Source organism: Nannocystis pusilla (assembly GCF_026626665.1).
Classification (GTDB): Bacteria; Myxococcota_A; Polyangia; order Nannocystales; family Nannocystaceae; genus Nannocystis; species Nannocystis pusilla.
Genome location: NZ_JAPNKE010000002.1, coordinates 1,111,756 through 1,128,505, shown reverse-complemented (window position 1 = coordinate 1,128,505; position 16,750 = coordinate 1,111,756). Strand labels below are relative to the sequence as shown.

The following is a 16,750-nucleotide window of genomic DNA, read 5'->3' as shown; positions in this document are numbered from 1 at the left end:
CAGCGCTGTCCCCCGTCGGCGGCCGGCGGCCCCCAACCGCCGGAGCTTCGCTCCCGCGCCAGGCGCAAGAGCTGCGAGGCCCTCCCGCTCCCTGCCCGTCCTCGCGGGCTCGTGATAGCGTGGGTGTCCATGCCCACCGCGATCTCGCTCCGACATGCTGTTCTCGCCGCGCTTTGGATGGCGCCGTATTCTGCCGCCTGGGCTGACGGGCCGCACGAATACCAGGACGTCTGTGAATTGACCGCCCCGCCCGACATCGGCGAGCACCCTGCCCCGATCGACTGCGCCGAGAGCACGGACACCGGCTACACCAGCGGCAACCCGTTCGAGATCACCGTCGTCCACATCGACGGGCGCCCGGTCGAGAAGAGCACCGCCAACGCCTACTGGGTCATGCGCGAGGCTGCGGCCGCGGCCGGCGTCGACATGCACATCAACAGCGGCTTCCGCACCATGGAAGAGCAGGAGTACCTCTACGGCTGCTACATCAATTGCAACTGCAACAGCTGCAACCTGGCGGCCAAGCCCGGCTACTCCAATCACCAGAGCGGCCACGCGCTCGACATCAACACCGCCACCCCCGGCGTCTACAACTGGCTCGCCGCCAACGGCGGCGCCTACGGGTTCACCGAGACCGTCCCGGGCGAGCCGTGGCACTGGGAGTGGTGGGGCGGCGGACCCGGCGGCGGCGCCTGTGACATCAGCCTGCCGCCCACGGGCTACCTCGACACCGTCGATTGCGACAACGTCTACGGCTGGGCCCAGGACCCCGACGCGCCCGACGCCTCGATCGACGTCCACGTCTACTTCAACGGTCCGGCCGGCGATCCCAACGGCATCGGCGTGCCGACCAAGGCCGACCTGCACCGCGAAGACCTGTGCATGGCCCTCGGCTCGTGCGCCCACGGCTACAAGCTCGGCGTACCGCTCAGCCTGCGCGACAACACCACCCGCCCCGTCCACGTCTACGGCATCGACATCGAGGGCCAGAAGAACCCGCAGCTGAGCCAGAGCCCGCTGTCGTTCACCTGCGCCCCGCCGGCCCTGACCGGGTACCGCCGCCACATCCCCCACCCCGACGTCCTCGCCACGTGGAAGTTCGACGTGTTCTGGGACCTCGTCACCGTCGACGAGCCGACCCTGCTGGCGCTGCCCGAATGGATCGACATCGAGCCCGTGCCGCAGCTGATCCGCGCCGATGACGGCACGCCCGAGGTTTATCTCAAGGACGGCGGCGTCCGGCGCCACGTCCCGAGCCCCGAGGTCGCCGACAATTGGGACTTCGACCTCGGCGCGGTCGTCACCGTCCCGGCCGCCGAGGTCTATGCAATCCCGCTCGGCACGCCGGTGCGCGACAAGCCGGTGCTGGTCCAGGGCCCCGGCCCCGAGGTCTATCAGCTCGACGACCTGCAGTGCCCGCCCGACAGCCTCGCGCCCGCGTGTCAGGTCGACGCCACCACCGGCGACGACCCGACCGGCGAGGCCCCGACCACCGGCGGCCCCTCCGGTGATTCGACGGACGGCGCCGAGTCCGATCCCAGCAGCGGCGGCTCGTCCGACGGCAGCAGCAGCGGCGGCTCGGCCGGCAGCGCCACCGGCACCGCCGGCAATGACGCCGACGACGCGGGCGGATGCGCCTGCCGCTCGGACTCCGGCAGCCCGCAGCCATGGGCGTTCGGCCTGCTGGTCCTCGGCGCCCTGGCCCGCCGCCGCCGCCGCGCCTGATCGTCCGCAATGATGACTGCCCTCGCGCGAGCCCCTCGCGCGAGGGCAAATCAGTGCCAGGTCGTCATGCGCCCCGCAGCCGTGGGCGTTCGACCTGCTGGTCCTCGGCGCCCTGGCCCGCCGCCGCCGCGCCTGATCGTCCGCAATGATGACTGCCCTCGCGCGAGCCCCTCGCGCGAGGGCAAGTCAGTGCCGGGAAGTCTTATTTCGGACGGATCAATTCGCGGGCGGAGCGACCGCCCGCCGAATTCACGGAATCGTGCGATCGTCCGGCTGAATCATGGCAGTCGCGCCTCGCAACGCAATCTTGAGACTCGGGCCAGCGCATCGAGCCCTCAGCAGTTCGCGGGCCTGGCCCGCGCCTCTCGTCGCCGCGGCCCCGTCACCAGCCGAATTGCCGCAGCGTCTCGCGGATCGGCGCCGGACGCACCCACCCGTCGCTGCGCGCCCGCGTGCCCGCCCACGCCTCCACTGCCACGATTGCCTGCTCGCGGTCGGCGTCGGCGAGGTCGGCGATGCGCGCCCCGTGGTTGCCGCCCGGCGCGTGGAACAGGTACGAATCGGCCGCCTCCCCGAGCTCGAACGCCCCCGCCGTCCACGGGTCGTTCTCGCCGTAGATCAGCAGCAGCCGCTCGCCCTCGGCGGCCAGCCAGTCGGCGACATCCTGCGCCGGCGCCGGATCGTGCGGCCCGGGGGTCTTGCCCGGCCCCGGCACGATGAAGCTGCGCGCGGTGTTGAAGCCCGGCAACTGCAGCAGATCGGCCACGTTCGCCTCGTCGACGAGGATCCCGCCGAGCTGCGTCGCCGACTGCCAGTAGTACGGCTCGACCCGCAGCAGGTCGGCGTCCGAGCTGGGCTCGCTGACTTTCTTCAAAAAGCCCACACCTCGTCGTCGCTGGCCGCAGGCGGCGGCACCGACGCGCACAAACTCGCGGTCTGGTACTGCCAGAACGCGAACGGCAGGTCGAGGGCCGCCGTCTCGAGCACCGCGTCGGCCCCGAACAATGCGTACGTCGCCGCCTGCCCGGCCATGCGGTCCAGCATCGCCGGCCGGCGAATCAGCACCTCGCGCTGCACGTCGCGCAGCGCCTGTCGGCAGGCCTCGTCGCCCCGCGTGGCGATGAATTCCTCGTAGCGCCCGTCGTACTCCCCGTGGCTGTAGGGCGCGACGTAGGCGATCGTGCCGTCGACGTCGGCCGGGAAGAACCGGCGGAAGTACAGCGCCGCCAGCCCGCCCTTGCTCGCGCCGGTCGCCAGCCAGCGGCCCGAATACAGCGGCTGCAGGGCCGCGGCGACTCGGTGGTGATCGGTGGCCGCCTGGCGGATGTCGAGGTCGGCCCAGTCGGGCATGCTCGGCCGCGACTCGTCGAAGAAGCGGTGCTCGACGGTCAGCTGATTGGCCGCCACCATCGTCGCCGGCTCGCCCAGCGCCGCCGACATGGTGTTGATATTGTAACCCGCGGTCACGATCACCATCGGCGCGTCGACGTCGCGGTGCAGCAGCGTCATCCGCTGAGTGAAGATCGGCCCGCCCTCCGCGTCGTGGTCGGCCGGCTGCTCGTAGAGCATCGTGAACAGGCGATAACCCGCGATCGGCGTCGGCAGCTCGCCCACCCACATGCCGTCGATCGCGGACAGCTGCTCGAGGATGTCGACCTCGCCGCCGGTCGTGGTCGTGAGGTCGGTGGTCGTCGGCGCCTCGCCGCCGCTCGACGCGCCGGTCGTCGTGGTCTCGCCCGTCGTGGTCTCGCCGGACGTCGTGATCTCGCCGGTCCCGCTCGTGGTCGTCGTCGCGGTCGTATCGGCTTCGGACTCGCCGGCCTGGTCGGTCGTCGCACTGGACCCCTCGCAGCCGGCCCCCGCGAGCGCTGCGACGATTGCGAGCGAATGATAAGAGAAGCGCATAAGCGCAGGGTATCACGCCAATCGCCGCGGCGACCGGCGCCCGCCCCCGTTCGCTGCACGTCGCGCGGCCCTCTGCGCAATCGATGCGCGGTCCGACGACCTCTCCCGCGTGCATCCAGGAGCCCGCGCGATCGTCCCCGCGCCTGTCCGGCGAGCAGCGCGCGCCCGCAGGGGACCCCCCGGTACGCTCCGGCAGACGACGGGCGACAGGTCGCAGACGCGCTAGCCTCCACGCACATCGCCGCATGGCCACCGATACCGTCTATCTCCCCGGCGACCTGGCCCTGTTCGACGTCCTGAGCACGCCGGTGTGGATCGTCGATCTCGAGCGCGGCCACCAGTGGTGGGCCAACCTCGCCTGCGTGCCGATGTGGGGCGCCGAGAGCCGCGCGCACCTGCTGGCCGCCAGCGCGGCGGGGCCGGGCCCGTCGCCGACCTCGCGGCTGCGCCTCGAGCAGCTCCAGCGCCGCCTCGAACGCGGCGAGCGGGCCGTCGATCGCTGGACCCTCTACCCCGATCACGCCAGACCGTTCGTCGCCGAGTGTCGCCAGCAGGGCATCCGGATCGCCGACGGCCCCGGCGAGCCGGTCCGGCTCGGCATGCTGGTCGAGGCCCGCGTGCTCGGCGACGCCGAGGCCGAGCTGCAAGATCGCCGCGGCATCGAGGCGCTGCGCTACCTCGGCGAGCTCGTCTCGCTCTACGGCGACGCGGGCGAGGTGCTCATGCGCAACCCCGCGGCCGTGGCGGCGCTCGGCGACATGGGCTCCGGCGACGCCTTCGCCGCCAGCTTCGTCGATCCGCCCCAGGCGTCCGAGCTGCGCCGCCGCCTCGCGGGCGAGCCCGTGCGCCTCGACGTCGCGGTGCGCACCACCACCGGCGCGCGCTGGTACGACACCGCGATCCGCCGCAGCCTCGACCCGGTCACCGGCGCGCCGGCGCTGCTCGTCACCCAGACCGACATCACCGAGCGCCGCGCCCACCTCGCCGAGCTCGAGCGCAACCGGCAGCAGATCGCCGCGCAGGCCGACACCCTGCTGCGCCTGGCCGCGCCCGTCATCCAGGTCGGCGCCCGCGTGCTCGCCTTGCCGCTGATCGGCGCCCTCGACCGCCAGCGCGTCGACGTCGCCCTCGCCGCCCTCCTCGACCACACCGGCCGCGGCCGCGTCGACCGCGTCGTCCTCGACCTCACCGGCGCCGCCGTCGACGACGCCGAGGTCGCCGCCGGGGTGCTGCGGATCGTCCGTGTCCTGCGCCTCCAGGGCGTCTCCGCCGCGCTCAGCGGCGTGCGTCCGCCGCTGGCCCGCGCGATCGTCGACGCCGGCGTCGACCTGTCGGAGGTCCGCTGTCATCAGAGCGTCGAGCACGCGCTCGCCGGCCGCTGAGGCCGGGCGAGCGCGACGGCGTCCGTGTCCCATGGGGAATGCCCCAAAATACATGCCGCATGGGACATGCTCGTACAGACATTTCCCTCGGGACATGACCATCGAGCCACATCCGGCGCGTCCCTCGGTTCCGAGCATGTCCGCGTGGACTGCCCGTACGGACATTGAATCGAGCCTTCACGGCGCGGCCACGACGGCCCACAGCCCGGCCTCGCCGGCCGCGAACACCACGTCGAGCGCGCCGTCGGCGGTCACGTCCGCGGCCGCCAGCGCCTCGACCTCCGCCGCGAGCGGCACGCTGGCGCAACCGCTCAGCTGGCGCCCCGGCGCGCTGCACAGGACCTCGAGCACCTGGCGCCCCGGCCCGTCGAGGCGGGCCACGATCACGTCCGCCAGGCCGTCGTGGCTCACGTCCCCGGCGATCTGGCGGATCGCCACGTCCGCCAGCTCGACCTGCGCGACGGGCCACTCCGCGGGCGCCCCGATCAGCCACATGGCCCCCGCGGCGTGGAACCCCTCGTCCCACCGCGCCTCGGCGTACGCGAACAGCAGCTCGTCGACGCCGTCGCCCTCGAGGTCCGCCAGCGCGTAGCTCGCCTGCGGCGGCAACGGCTCGGTCGACTCGGCGAAGGTCCCGTCGCCCTGCCCCCACCACGGCGTCGTCGTATCGGACTCGGTCACGAGCACGTCGGGGAAGCCGTCGCCGTTGCCGTCGCCGATGCCGGTGACCGCCGCCCACCGCGACATCGGCGCGATCTCCAGCGGCGCGAACGGACCGCCGTCGGCGGCCGCGTAGGTGCGCAGCGCGTCGAGCTCCGGCGCCTGGGCCACGATGTCGCTGCGCCCGTCGCCGTCGACGTCCGCCACCCACGGGGTCCGCAGATCGCTCACGTCGGCGACGATCGGCGCGCCGAAGCTGCCCTGGCCGTCGCCGCGACTCCACGCCAGAGCGCGCACGTCCACGTCGTGGGCGAGCAGGTCGACGCGCCCGTCGCCGTCGAAGTCGCCGATGCCGGCCGGCGCGAGCGGCAACGCCGGGCCCGGTTCGAGCCAGCCGTCGCGCTGCAGCCACAGCCCCGCCGGCGTCACCACGTCGACGCGGCCGTCGCCGTCGACGTCCGCGGTCCACAGCCGGCGCACCGCGCCGGCGTCGATCTGCCGCAGCGTCCCGAGGCAGACCTCGCCCGGCTCGACCACGCCGTCGCCGCACGTGTCGGGCGCAGGCGCCGTCATCGCCTCGCCGGTCGTCGGCGCCTCGCCGGTCGTCGGCGCCGCAGTCGTCGAGGCGGGCGCGTCGCCGCTGCTGGTCGTCGCCGGGCCGCCCGCGTCGGTCTGTCCCGGCAGCTCGCGCCCGCCGCACGCCCACGTCAGCGCGAAGAGAACGACCGTTGGAGAGCGCATGCCGGGCCACCGTATCACGCCGCGGCGGCCCGGTGCGCCCCGCGCAGCGCCGTCGTCAACGGCTCAAGACACACTGCTTCTCTGGCCCCCGAGCACCGTTCGCACACGGCTCGCGAGGACCGAGGCCCGGGCCGCTCGCTCCGCCGGGCGCGGCGACAGCAGCCTCGGCCGTCGCGGTGGACGAGTCGCACAGCCCACGTCGTGCTATCGCGCAAGAAAGGTCAGTCGTCGTCTCCGGTCTGCTAGACCTGCTCTCATGTCCAAGACCTTCTCCGGCGAGCGTTGCGTACCGTGGCTCTATTCGCAGGCGGGCGTCCGCGTCGAGGGTGAGCCGAAGTCCGTCGCGCCCGCCGTCGACGAGGTGCGCGCCCGTGTCCCTCGCAAGGCTGCGCTCGGCCTCAAGTTCGGCGGCATGGTCGGCCTGTTCGCGGCCGCCATGGCGCTGATGGCGGGTGCCCGCCCGGCCAAGGCCGAGGGTCAGCCGTCTTCGGCCGCCTCGGTGCGGGCCATCACCGGCTACGCGCTCGGCGGCCTCAGCATCGCCTCCTTCGCCGTCGGCCGCCGCCTCGACCGCTCCGCCCCTGCGCTGGCCGTCCTGTGCGCCGCTCGCGGGGCCGAGCTCGACGACCACCAGCTCGCCGCCCTCGCCGGCGACGCCCGCAAGCGCCTCGCCGACGCCTCCTTCCCCGAGGGCCAGGTCTGGCTGATCTCCGAGGCCCCGCTGTCCGCCGAGCCGCGGGCCGAGGCCGACGCCCTCAAGGTCCGCTGCTTCGCCCCGGTCCAGGGCCGCATCGTCGAGGTCTGACGCGCCTGTCCCGCGCGACATGTCCCCGGGTCGATGCCCCCAGGGACATGTCCTCGGGGGCATGTCCGAACGCTCAGGCCGCCTCAGCAGCCGTCGGCCACGTCCGTGAGCATCAGGCTCGCGGCCGGCTCGACCGTCTGGTAGCTCGCGTCCGGGTGGTGCTCGACGCAGCCGCCGACCACCGTCCCCGCGGCGTCGTCGTCGAGGTCGAACACGATGGTCGCCGGGTCGTCGTCGACGAAGCGCGAGTCGGTGACCGTGAACACCCCCTCCGGGTTGCCGTGGACCTGGGCCTGCGTGCCCGAGCCGCCGCGCTTGTGCGGGGCGAGGCCGACGCACTGCTCCATGGCGATCTGGCCCCACAGCCGGAAGTTGCGCTTGTTGTCGACCGCGACCGCGCGCAGGAGCGTCGTGTCGGTCGACTTGAGGTCGTAGCCGCCGTCGGTGTTGCCGGCCGCGTAGGTGTCCTCGAAGCGGATCGCGTGGTTGTCGCGCTCGGTCGAGAACCCGTCGGCGTTCCAATAGCCCTCGACGTCGACCTGCTGGTGGTTCAGCATCACCGCCCGCCGCAGCGTCACGTGGTGGGCCGCCTCGTACAGCGTCACCCCGGTCGAGAACGACTCGAACGGCTGCGCCTCCGAGTCGCCGAACACGTCCTCGAGCAGCACCTCGCTCGTCTCGTACTGCAGCCGCGTCACCGCGCGGGCGTAGCCACGGACCGACACGTCCTTCATCACCAGGCCGGTGATCGACGCGTCGGTGTCGTCGCCGCCGACGAAGTTCTCGAGTAGACGATGGACGTTGGTGGCGACGATGTTGTCGAGCCGCAGCCCCGCGATCGGCTGGGCCACGCGCCAGCAGCCGTTGCCCTGGTCGGCGAAGCCGAGGTTGACGAATTGCAGGTGGTCCGCGCCGCCCGTCAGGCGGAACACGGTCCCGCCGATCGCCCCCTCGGCCGTCCACGGGTTTTGCCGCGTACCCACGATCCGCGGCCGCCCCGGCGAGTGCCAGTCGGCCCCGACCCCGCGGATCACGATCGGCGCCTCCGCGGTCCCGCCGCTGGCGATGAGAATTCGCCACCGGCCGCGTAGTCGCCGGCGTGGATCCACACCTCGTCGCCGGGCGCCGACGCGGCGATCAGCGCCCCCAGCTGGCCGAGCCCGGCCGCGTCGTCGACGCTGTCCCCGCTGCCACTGCCCTCTGGCGTGATGTGCCGGACCGCCCCCGCCGGCCCGTCGCGCAGCCCGCCGTCGCCGAACAGCTCGAGCGCCGACAGCAGCGGCATCTCGCTGCCCGGCGCGCGCACCAGCTCGACGTCAAGCCACGCGTCGGCGGTGATCTCGACCGTCACCGACCCGCTCGCGTCGCCGGCCGTCAGCGCCGACACGTCGATCGGCTCGCCCACCGTCGCCCCGTCGATCCACAGCTGCGCCAGCCGCGTGCCCGGCCCCTGCGACGGCCCCGAGAAGTGCAGCCGCAGCTGATACGGGCCCGGCTCGACCGGCACGCTGTAGCGCAGCTGACCTGTCCCTCCGGCCAGCTCGTCCGGCTCGACGCGCCCGGTCGCCAGCACCTCGAGCGGCAGGTCGGCCGGCACGCTCGGCCCGGCGACCACCGCGTCGGCGGCGAACACCTGCGTGTCGGGGCTCGCGCGGTACGGCGACTCGGGCCCGTCGTCGGCCAAGAACTCGCCGACGGCCGGGCCGCCGACGTTGATCCGCAGCACCGGCGGCCCGAGCTCGACGCCGGGGTCGCCGGTCGTCGCCGTCTCGGTGGTCGGCTCGCTCGTATCCTCCGTCGTCGCCGCGGTCGTCGTCGTGCCCGTCTCGCTGCCCGTCCCCGGCGAGCTCCTGGTCGTCGGCGCCTCCGTCGTCGTCGGCCCGCCGCCCGTCGTCGTCGACGTGTCGCTGCCCGTCGCCTCGCTCGTCGTCGCCCCGTCGGTCGTCGCGGCCGGATCGCCGCCGCACGCCGCCAGCCCGAACACCCACGCCATCCCCGCCCGCGCCCGTCTCGCCGCCATGGCGAACATGGTTTCCGCGGCCCTCCGGCCTGTCAACGAGTCGTCCTGAACCCCCACCCGCGGGCCGGAGGCCGCGCGCGACTGGAGACGTATCCTCGGGAAACTGCCGAAGCGGCGCGCCCAAGCCTGTCCCGAAGGACAGCCTCCGCCCCCCGCGCCGGAGCACCGCATGTCCTCGCGGACAGATGACATGTCCGCCAGGACATCCTCGTATCCGGCGCCCCGCCACGGCCCCGGATGTCCCTTAAGACAGGCAACATCAGCTCGCTCGAGCTCGCTGCGCGGTGCCCCGCCGAGTCTGGCGCGCGCGGGGCGAACGCGGGACACGGCCGCCGGCGCCGCCGTGGCTCGCGCGGGCGCTCCTCGCCGCGCGGCGATTTTCTCCGCCGTCTTCGCCCACCCGGCCCATCTTTCGCGCGTGGGCCTGTTCGATCGCCTCGCCTCGATCCCGCCGCTGCGCCCGCCCTCGTGGCTGCGCACCGCGGTCAACCTGTTCGGTCATCGCCACCGGCGGACCTGGACCGACGGCGTGCGGGCGCACATCGAGCTGCGCTCCCTCGACGAGGCCGACTTCCAGCGGTTCGCCGACGCCGTCGAGGCCACCTTCGAGGGCCTCGGCGGCATCCGGGGCGTGCGGATCAACGGCCTCGTCGGCCGCGCGCTCGTCGACTACGACCCCGGCGTGTGGACCCCCGACACCCTCGCGCGGATCGTCGACGCCATCGAGCTGCGGCTCGGGCTGCACGACCTCCCGTTCGCCGAGACCATCCCCGACTACCCCGGCGACCGCGAGCCGCTCCTGCGCAAGGCCGTCGACCTCGGGGCCGACGCATTCGGCGTCGTCCTCGGCAGCGCGCTGCGGCTCGTCGACTTCGCCCCGAGCCGGGCCGGCTTCGACCTCGCCGCGCTGATGACCGTCGTCGACAACACCCCGCGGCTGCGCAAGCTGCTGGTCGACCGGCTCGGCCCGGCCGCCACCGAGGTCGGCGTCGGCATCACCAACGCGGTCGTCCAGGCCGTCGGCGCCGGGCCTATCGGCCTGCTCGTCGACATGGTCGTGCAGACCGTCAAGCTGCGGGCCGAGCGGTCGCGCTGCGCCGCCTGGATCGAGCGCGAGCCCGAGCTGTGCGGCGACCCGGGGTCGCCCGCGCGGCTCGCCCCGCTGCCCGCGCGCGAGCGGCCGGCGCCGCTGCCCGACAGCATCATCGAGCGCTACGCCGACGACGCCCTGTTCGCCTCGCTGGGCGGCTTCGTCGTCGGCATCGCCGACACCCACAACCTCGAGTCCGCCCTCACCCCGCTGTTCGGCGGCCTGCCGAAGGCCGCCTTCTACGGCCGCACGATCTTCGCCGCCGAGCTCGGCGTCGCTCTCGGTCGGCGCCGCTGCCTCGTCCTGCGCAACGCCGCGGTGCGCCTGTTCGACCGCGTCGACACCCTCGTCGTCGACGCCGGCGCCCTCCTCACCGACGCCCGCACCATGGCCGCGGTCGTCCCCGCGCCCGGCGTCGCCCGCGAGCCGGTCGTCCACCACGCCGGCATGTTGTTCCGCGAGGACGACTGGTCTTCGGTACATGTCCATGAGGACTGGTCGATCGGCCCGCCCGCCGCGCTCGCCCCGCCCGACTGGCGCGGCCCGCTGCGCGCCGCGGTCGAGACCTGGACGGGCGACTCCCTGCTGCTCGCCCACCGCGGCGAGCCGGTCGCGGTGGTCCACCTGCGGCCCGCCCTGCGCCGCGGCGCCGACGCCCTGCTGGCCGCGATCCGTCACTCGCGCCTGCACTTCGTGCTCGCCTGCGACGACCCGGCGCTGGCGCGCGTCCTCACCGCGCACGAGCGGATCGCCCCCGCGCACCTGGCCGACGCCGTCGACGGCCTGCAGCGCCACGGTCGCGTCGTCGCCGTGCTGTCCGCCCGCGATCGCGTCGCCCTCGCCGCCGCCGACGTCGGCCTCGGCCTCGCCCTCGATCCCACGCACCCGCCGTGGACCGCCGACATCCTGCTGCGCGACGACCTCGCCGACGCCACCTTCGTCGTCGACGCCTGCGTCGTCGCCCGCCAGGTCGCCGAGCAGAGCGTCGTCCTCGCCGGCGTCGGCGCCGCGCTGGGGGCCGCGATCGCGCTCGGCGGGCTCAAGAAGACCCGCCCGCAGCAGGTCATGCTCGCCACCTACGCCGCCAGCGTGGTCGCCCTCGCCAACGGCCTGCGGCGAGCTGTCCTTTTGGCCAGACGGCCGCCCCCGCCCGCGGTCGATCCGACCCCGTGGCACCGGCTCGCGCCCGAGCTCGTGCTCGCCCGCCTGGGCGCCAGCGCGGAGGCCGGCCTGCCCGACTCGCTGGCCGCCGAGCGCCGGCACGAGCCGCCGCGGCTGGCCTCGCGCCCGGTCCGGCTCGCGCGCGCCGTGGCCCACGAGATCGTCAACCCGCTCACCCCCGTGCTCGTCACCGGCGCCGCGCTCTCGGCCGTCACCGGCTCGTTCCTCGACGCCGGCCTCATCACCGCCGTGTTCGGCTTCAACGCGGTCATCGGCGGCGCCGAGCGCTACCAGGCCGAGGGGGCCATCGCCGCCCTCGCCGACCGCGAGCGCCCCGCCGTCCGCACCCGCCGCGGCGGCCGCGAGCGCCCGATCGCCGCCGACGAGTTGGTCGAGGGCGACATCGTCGAGCTGCACGCCGGCGAGGTCGTCCCGGCCGACTGCCGCCTCCTCGCCGCCGACGACCTCGAGGTCGACGAGTCGAGCCTCACCGGCGAGTCGCTGCCGATCGCCAAGGACCCGGCGCCCTCCTACGCCGCCGCGATCGCCGACCGCAGCAGCATGCTGTACGAGGGCACCGCGATCGCGGCCGGGGTCGCGCGCGCCGTCGTCGTCGCCACCGGCCCCGACACCGAGGCGCGGCGCGGCCTGTTCGCCCTGCGCGAGCTCAGCCCCGAGACCGGCGTCGAGGCCCGCCTGCGCAAGCTGACCGAGAGCACCCTGCCGATCGCCGGCCTCAGCGGCGCCTTGCTCGTCGGCGCCGGCCTGTTCCGCCACCAGGACATCCACGGCCTCATCGACCTCGGCATCAGCATGACGATCGCCGCCGTGCCCGAGGGCCTGCCGCTGCTCGCCACCGTCGCCCAGCTCGCGGCCTCGCGGCGGCTGTCGCAGCGCGGCGCCCTCGTCCGCAACCCGCGGACCGTCGAGGCCCTGGGCCGGCTCGACGTCCTCTGCGCCGACAAGACCGGCACCCTCACCGAGGGCCAGATCCACCTCCACGGCCTCGCCGACGCCGAGCGCAGCGCCGCTCTCGGCGACGGCGAGCCGCCCGAGTGGGCCCGCGCCTTGCTGGCCGCGGCCTTGCGCGCCTCGCCGGCCACCAACGGCCACCTGCCGCACCCGACCGACCGCGCGATCGTCGACGGCGCCGCCGGCGTCGGCATCGTCCCCGAGCTCGACGTGCCCGGCTGGCTGCGCCTGCACGAGATGCCCTTCGAGCCAGGTCGCGGCTACCACGCCGTCCTCGGCATCACCGACGCCGGCCTGCGCCTCACCGTCAAGGGCGCGCCCGAGGTCGTCCTGCGCCGCTGCGACCTCGATCCGGCCGAGCGCGACGCCGTGCTCACGCGCGCCGAGGCGCTCGCGGGCGAGGGCCTGCGGGTGCTGGCGATCGCCGAGCGGCCCGCCAGCGAGGAGCGCGACCTCGACGACGCCCGCATCGATCGCCTGCGCTTCTGCGGCTTCATCCTCCTCAGCGACCCCCCGCGCGCCTCCGCGGCCGCGGCGATCGTCCGCCTGCAGGAGGCCCGCGTCGACCTCATCATGATCACCGGCGATCACCCGCGGACCGCCCGCCGGATCGCCGACCAGCTCGGCCTCCTCGGCGGGCGCGACGTCCTCACCGGACCTGAACTCGAGGACATGTCCGATGAAGCACTCGACGCCGCCCTGCCCGACATCGGCGTGATCGCCCGCGCCACCCCGACGCACAAGGTGCGGATCGTCAAGGCCTTGCAGCGGGCCGGGCGGGTGGTCGGCATGACCGGCGACGGGGCCAACGACGCCGCCGCGATCCGCCTGGCCGACGTCGGCATCGCGCTCGGCGCCCGCGCCACCCTGGCCGCCCGCGACGCCGCCGACCTCCTGGTCGTCGACGAGCGCATCGACACCATCGTCGACGCCATCGCCGAGGGCCGGGCCATGTGGTCGGCCGTGCGCGACGCCGTCGCCATCCTCACCGGCGGCAACCTCGGCGAGATCGGCTTCTCGCTGCTGTCCGGCCTGTTCGGCGGCAGCGCGCTCAACGCCCGCCAGCTCCTCCTCGTCAACCTCCTCACCGACGTCGCCCCGACCATGGCGATCGCCCTGCGCCCGCCCGCGCCCGAGAGCCTGCGCCACCTCCTGTCCGAAGGGCCAGAGGTCGCCCTCGGCGAGGCCCTCGACCGCGACATCACCCTGCGCGCCATCACCACCGCCGGCGGCGCCGGAGCGGCGTGGATGGCCGCCCACGTCCTGCCCGGCGGTCGCCGGGGCGCCTCCACCGTCGGCCTGCTCGCCCTCGTCGGCAGCCACTGGGCCAGACCCTCGTCGCCGGCAAGCTCAGTCGCGAGGTCCTCGTCACCGGTCTGGGCTCGCTCGCCGTCATGCTCGCGGTCGTCGAGACCCCCGGCCTCAGTCACCTGTTCGGCTGCCGCCCGCTCGGCCCCGTCGGCCTCGGGATCGCCGCCGCCTCGGCCACCACCGCCACCGCCGCCTCGGTCGTCGGCCCGCCGCTGGTCGCCCGCGCCCGCGCCCGCCTGGCCACCCGCCGCCCGCGCCCCGAACCACCGGTGGACGTCGAGATCCGCCTCGGCAAGTCGGCCGCGTGACCGAAGCAGTGTCGTCGACACATGTCTCCTGGGACATGTGATTGTCCCGGACCCGCGATCTCGGCGCGCCTGGCCCTCGGGACATCTCATGCGAACGACCCGCGAACCCGCCCACCCGCGAGCGCGCCCCCGGCTCGCAGCTCGGCGCTCACGCGCATGTCCTCGGGGCCAGCGCGGCCTGCGAACGCCCGAGCGCCGGCCCACGGTCGCGCCTCCGGCTCCCGACCCGGCACCTCCACACATGTCCTTTGGGTCATCTCATCCCGCGCGCACCCCATCGAATCCACAGACGCGCCCGCGCGGACCGCGTGACGCGGCAGTCCCGCGCTCGGCGAGCGTGGCCGACACACTCTCCCCGTGCGACCACGCCCCCTTGCCTCCTCGCGCGCCCGCACCCGCGGACTCCTGGTCTCACCGGCTCACCGGACTTCGGGTGAACCGCGGTTCGCTCTTCTCACCCGTGCAGAGCCTGGCTATGGTCGCGTCTGGTCGATCCTTACGCATCGGCGCCGTCCATGCCTGCACCACTCGCTCTGCTGTCCTGGCCCGCGCGCGATCGTTCGTCGGCGAGCCCTTCACCGCGCATCCTCCTCGCCGGCGTCCTGTCCGGCGCCCTGCTGACCATCGGTTGCTACCGCGACGACGGCCCCGCCCAGGCCTCCTCCGCGGCGTCCACCGGCGACAGCACCGGCGCCGCGGGGACCGCCGCCGATACCACTGACGGAGCCGACGACACCACCGCCGGCGACGACGGCCCCGAGCAGCCGGCCCAGCCGCTGCACCGGCTCAACCGCCTCGAATACAACAACACCGTGCGCGACCTGCTGGGCACCAAGCTGCGGCCCGCCGACGCCTTCGGGCCCGATCCGGAGGCCAACGGCTTCGACAACATGGCCAGCCAGCTGCACATGTCGGCCACCTTGCTCGACGCCTACGACACTGCCGCGCGCGACGTCATCGCCGACGCGCTCGCCGATCGTCCGGCCTTCGCCGCCGAATTCACCGGCGACCAGCTCGCCGTCCCCGCCCCCGGCTACTCGATCGGCGAGCTGTGGGCGCTCAGCGGCAACGTCCTCGGCGTCCAGGTCAGCGTGCCCGCGGCCACCGACGCCCAGATCGTCCTGCGCGCCGGCGCCGGCGTCGGCGGTCCGGCCCCGGCCGCGGAGGCCCGGCTGCGCGTCAACGGCGTCTCGCTGCCGGTGTTCGCCGTCCAGGGCAGCTCGGCGATCCCCGCCGAGCACGTCCAGCCGATCCACCTCACCCCCGGCGTCCACACCATCGAGGTCATCCCGACCAACTGGGTCAACCTCCCCGCCGAGAACACTTTCAATAACATCTTCGTCGCCGGCCTCGGCGTGCGCTCGCTCGAGCTGACCTCGGGGCCAGGTCACGATCGCGTCTACGTGTGCGCGCCGCAGGGCGAGGGCGACCTCGACTGCTACGCGCAGATCGTCAAAAACTTCGCCTTCCGCGCCTGGCGGCGCCCGCTCGACCCCACCGACGAGGTCGGCCTCGTCGATCTCTTCACCCGCCTGCGCGAGCAGGGCGAGACCGCCGACGAGGCGCTGCGACTCGTCATGCGCGCCGTCATGCTCTCGCCGCGGTTCTTCTACCGCGCCCGCACCACCGCCGACGCCGACCGCGAGGGTTGGCTCGACGACTACGTGCTCGCCAGCCGGCTGTCGTACTTCCTGTGGAGCTCGATGCCCGACCAGCGGCTGTTCGACATGGCCGCCGAGGGTCGGCTCGCCACCGACGAGGGCCTGTCCGAGGCCGTCGCCTTCATGCTCGACGACCCCAGGGCCAGCGCCTTGCTCGACGGCTTCGCCGAGCAGTGGCTGTCGACGCGGCACCTGCAGAGCTTCAGCCCCAGCCCCGACAAGTTCCCCGGCTTCGACGACGACGTGCGCGCCGCCATGACCGCCGAGTCCAAGCGGTTCTTCGGCGACTTCTTCCACAACGGCCTGCCCGTCGCCGCCATCCTCGACCCCGACTTCGCCTACCGCAACGATCGCCTGGCCACCCACTACGGCCTGCCGCCGGTCGGCTCGAGCGAGCTCGTGCGGATCCCCGTCGGCGACGACGAGCGGCGCGGCCTCCTGACCCTCGGCGCCTGGCTCACCGCCACCTCCGACGCCGAGCACTCCTCGCCGATCCGCCGCGGCCGCTGGTTGTCGGAGAAGCTGCTCTGCTCGCCCGTCGCCCCGCCGCCGCCCGGCCTCGTGTTCGAGCCGCCCGACCTCGGCGGCGCCGGCTCGGTGCGCGAGGCTCTCGAGAAGCACCGCTCCGATCCGACCTGCGCCGGCTGTCACGCCCTCCTCGACGTCCTCGGCATCGGCCTCGAGGAGTACGACGGCGTCGCCCAGCCCGTCTTCGATCCGAACCTCGACAACCTCGGCGAGCTGCCCGACGGTCGCACCTTCGAGGGCGCCGCCGAGCTGGCCGCGCTCTACGACGGCAGCGAGGTGTTCGTCGGCTGCCTCACCCGCAAGCTCTTCACCTACGCCGCCGGTCGACCGGGCGCCCTCTACGACGCCGACTTCCTCGCGGAGATCGCCGTCACCGCCACGGCCGAGGACTACACCCTCGGCGAGCTCATCGACGCCATCGTCCACACCCCGGCCTTCCGCTCGCCGGCCGCTCTCGGAGAAAAGTGATGCCCGTGTCTCA

Annotated in this window: 10 protein-coding genes; 5 read left to right on the top strand and 5 right to left on the bottom strand. The window is 74.0% G+C overall.

Translation table 11 applies throughout. The features are described from left to right. The first annotated feature begins 237 nt into the window (after positions 1–237). Positions 238–1,725 (top strand): D-alanyl-D-alanine carboxypeptidase family protein, encoded by a 1,488-nt coding sequence (locus OV079_RS05030; protein WP_267766557.1) that lies wholly within the window; start codon positions 238–240, stop codon positions 1,723–1,725. A 382-nt stretch (positions 1,726–2,107) separates the two neighbouring features. Here OV079_RS05030 and OV079_RS05025 read toward each other — a convergent pair whose 3' ends face one another. Beyond that, the gene (locus OV079_RS05025; RefSeq protein ID WP_267766556.1) at positions 2,108–2,599 is read right to left on the bottom strand and encodes an alpha/beta hydrolase family protein; all 492 of its coding nucleotides are present in this window, start codon (positions 2,597–2,599) and stop codon (positions 2,108–2,110) included. Further along, on the bottom strand, positions 2,596–3,630 hold the full coding sequence (locus tag OV079_RS05020; RefSeq protein ID WP_267766554.1) for a S28 family serine protease: 1,035 nt from the start codon (positions 3,628–3,630) through the stop codon (positions 2,596–2,598). Before OV079_RS05020 ends, OV079_RS05025 begins: the two co-directional genes overlap by 4 nt. 245 nt (positions 3,631–3,875) lie before the next feature. Between OV079_RS05020 and OV079_RS05015 the strand changes: the two genes are divergently transcribed. Continuing rightward, entirely contained in the window at positions 3,876–5,012 is a 1,137-nt protein-coding gene (locus tag OV079_RS05015) for an STAS domain-containing protein (RefSeq protein ID WP_267766553.1), read from the top strand. Between the two features lie 177 nt (positions 5,013–5,189). Here OV079_RS05015 and OV079_RS05010 read toward each other — a convergent pair whose 3' ends face one another. After that, positions 5,190–6,413 (bottom strand): FG-GAP repeat domain-containing protein, encoded by a 1,224-nt coding sequence (locus tag OV079_RS05010; RefSeq protein WP_267766552.1) that lies wholly within the window; start codon positions 6,411–6,413, stop codon positions 5,190–5,192. Positions 6,414–6,669: 256 nt separating this feature from the next. On the opposite strand from OV079_RS05010, the gene OV079_RS05005 reads away from it, so the two are divergent. Further along, a complete protein-coding gene (locus OV079_RS05005) occupies positions 6,670–7,218 on the top strand; it encodes a hypothetical protein (RefSeq protein ID WP_267766551.1) in 549 nt (182 codons plus the stop codon). Between the two features lie 83 nt (positions 7,219–7,301). Here OV079_RS05005 and OV079_RS05000 read toward each other — a convergent pair whose 3' ends face one another. After that, entirely contained in the window at positions 7,302–8,252 is a 951-nt protein-coding gene (locus OV079_RS05000) for a hypothetical protein (RefSeq protein WP_267766550.1), read from the bottom strand. Next, positions 8,249–9,238: a hypothetical protein gene (locus OV079_RS04995; RefSeq protein ID WP_267766548.1), complete on the bottom strand. Its 990-nt coding sequence runs from the start codon at positions 9,236–9,238 to the stop codon at positions 8,249–8,251. The genes OV079_RS05000 and OV079_RS04995 overlap by 4 nt, the downstream gene beginning before the upstream one ends. Positions 9,239–9,656: 418 nt before the next feature. Here OV079_RS04995 and OV079_RS04990 point away from each other — a divergent pair, with 418 nt between their 5' ends. Together OV079_RS04990 and OV079_RS04985 are read left to right on the top strand one after the other, a co-directional pair. Next, positions 9,657–14,801 carry a cation-translocating P-type ATPase gene (locus OV079_RS04990; RefSeq protein WP_267766547.1) on the top strand — a complete coding sequence of 1,715 codons (5,145 nt, stop codon included), beginning with the start codon at positions 9,657–9,659 and terminating at the stop codon, positions 14,799–14,801. Beyond that, positions 14,683–16,737 (top strand): DUF1592 domain-containing protein, encoded by a 2,055-nt coding sequence (locus tag OV079_RS04985; RefSeq protein WP_267778461.1) that lies wholly within the window; start codon positions 14,683–14,685, stop codon positions 16,735–16,737. Before OV079_RS04990 ends, OV079_RS04985 begins: the two co-directional genes overlap by 119 nt. Positions 16,738–16,750 lie beyond the last annotated feature (13 nt).

Excerpts from the sequence above, each read along its gene's own strand:
- OV079_RS05020 (WP_267766554.1), bottom strand. The coding sequence starts at position 3,630 with ATGCGCTTCTCTTATCATTCGCTCGCAATCGTCGCAGCGCTCGCGGGG.
- OV079_RS05015 (WP_267766553.1), top strand. The coding sequence starts at position 3,876 with ATGGCCACCGATACCGTCTATCTCCCCGGCGACCTGGCCCTGTTCGAC.
- OV079_RS05010 (WP_267766552.1), bottom strand. The coding sequence starts at position 6,413 with ATGCGCTCTCCAACGGTCGTTCTCTTCGCGCTGACGTGGGCGTGCGGC.
- OV079_RS05005 (WP_267766551.1), top strand. The coding sequence starts at position 6,670 with ATGTCCAAGACCTTCTCCGGCGAGCGTTGCGTACCGTGGCTCTATTCG.
- OV079_RS04995 (WP_267766548.1), bottom strand. The coding sequence starts at position 9,238 with ATGGCGGCGAGACGGGCGCGGGCGGGGATGGCGTGGGTGTTCGGGCTG.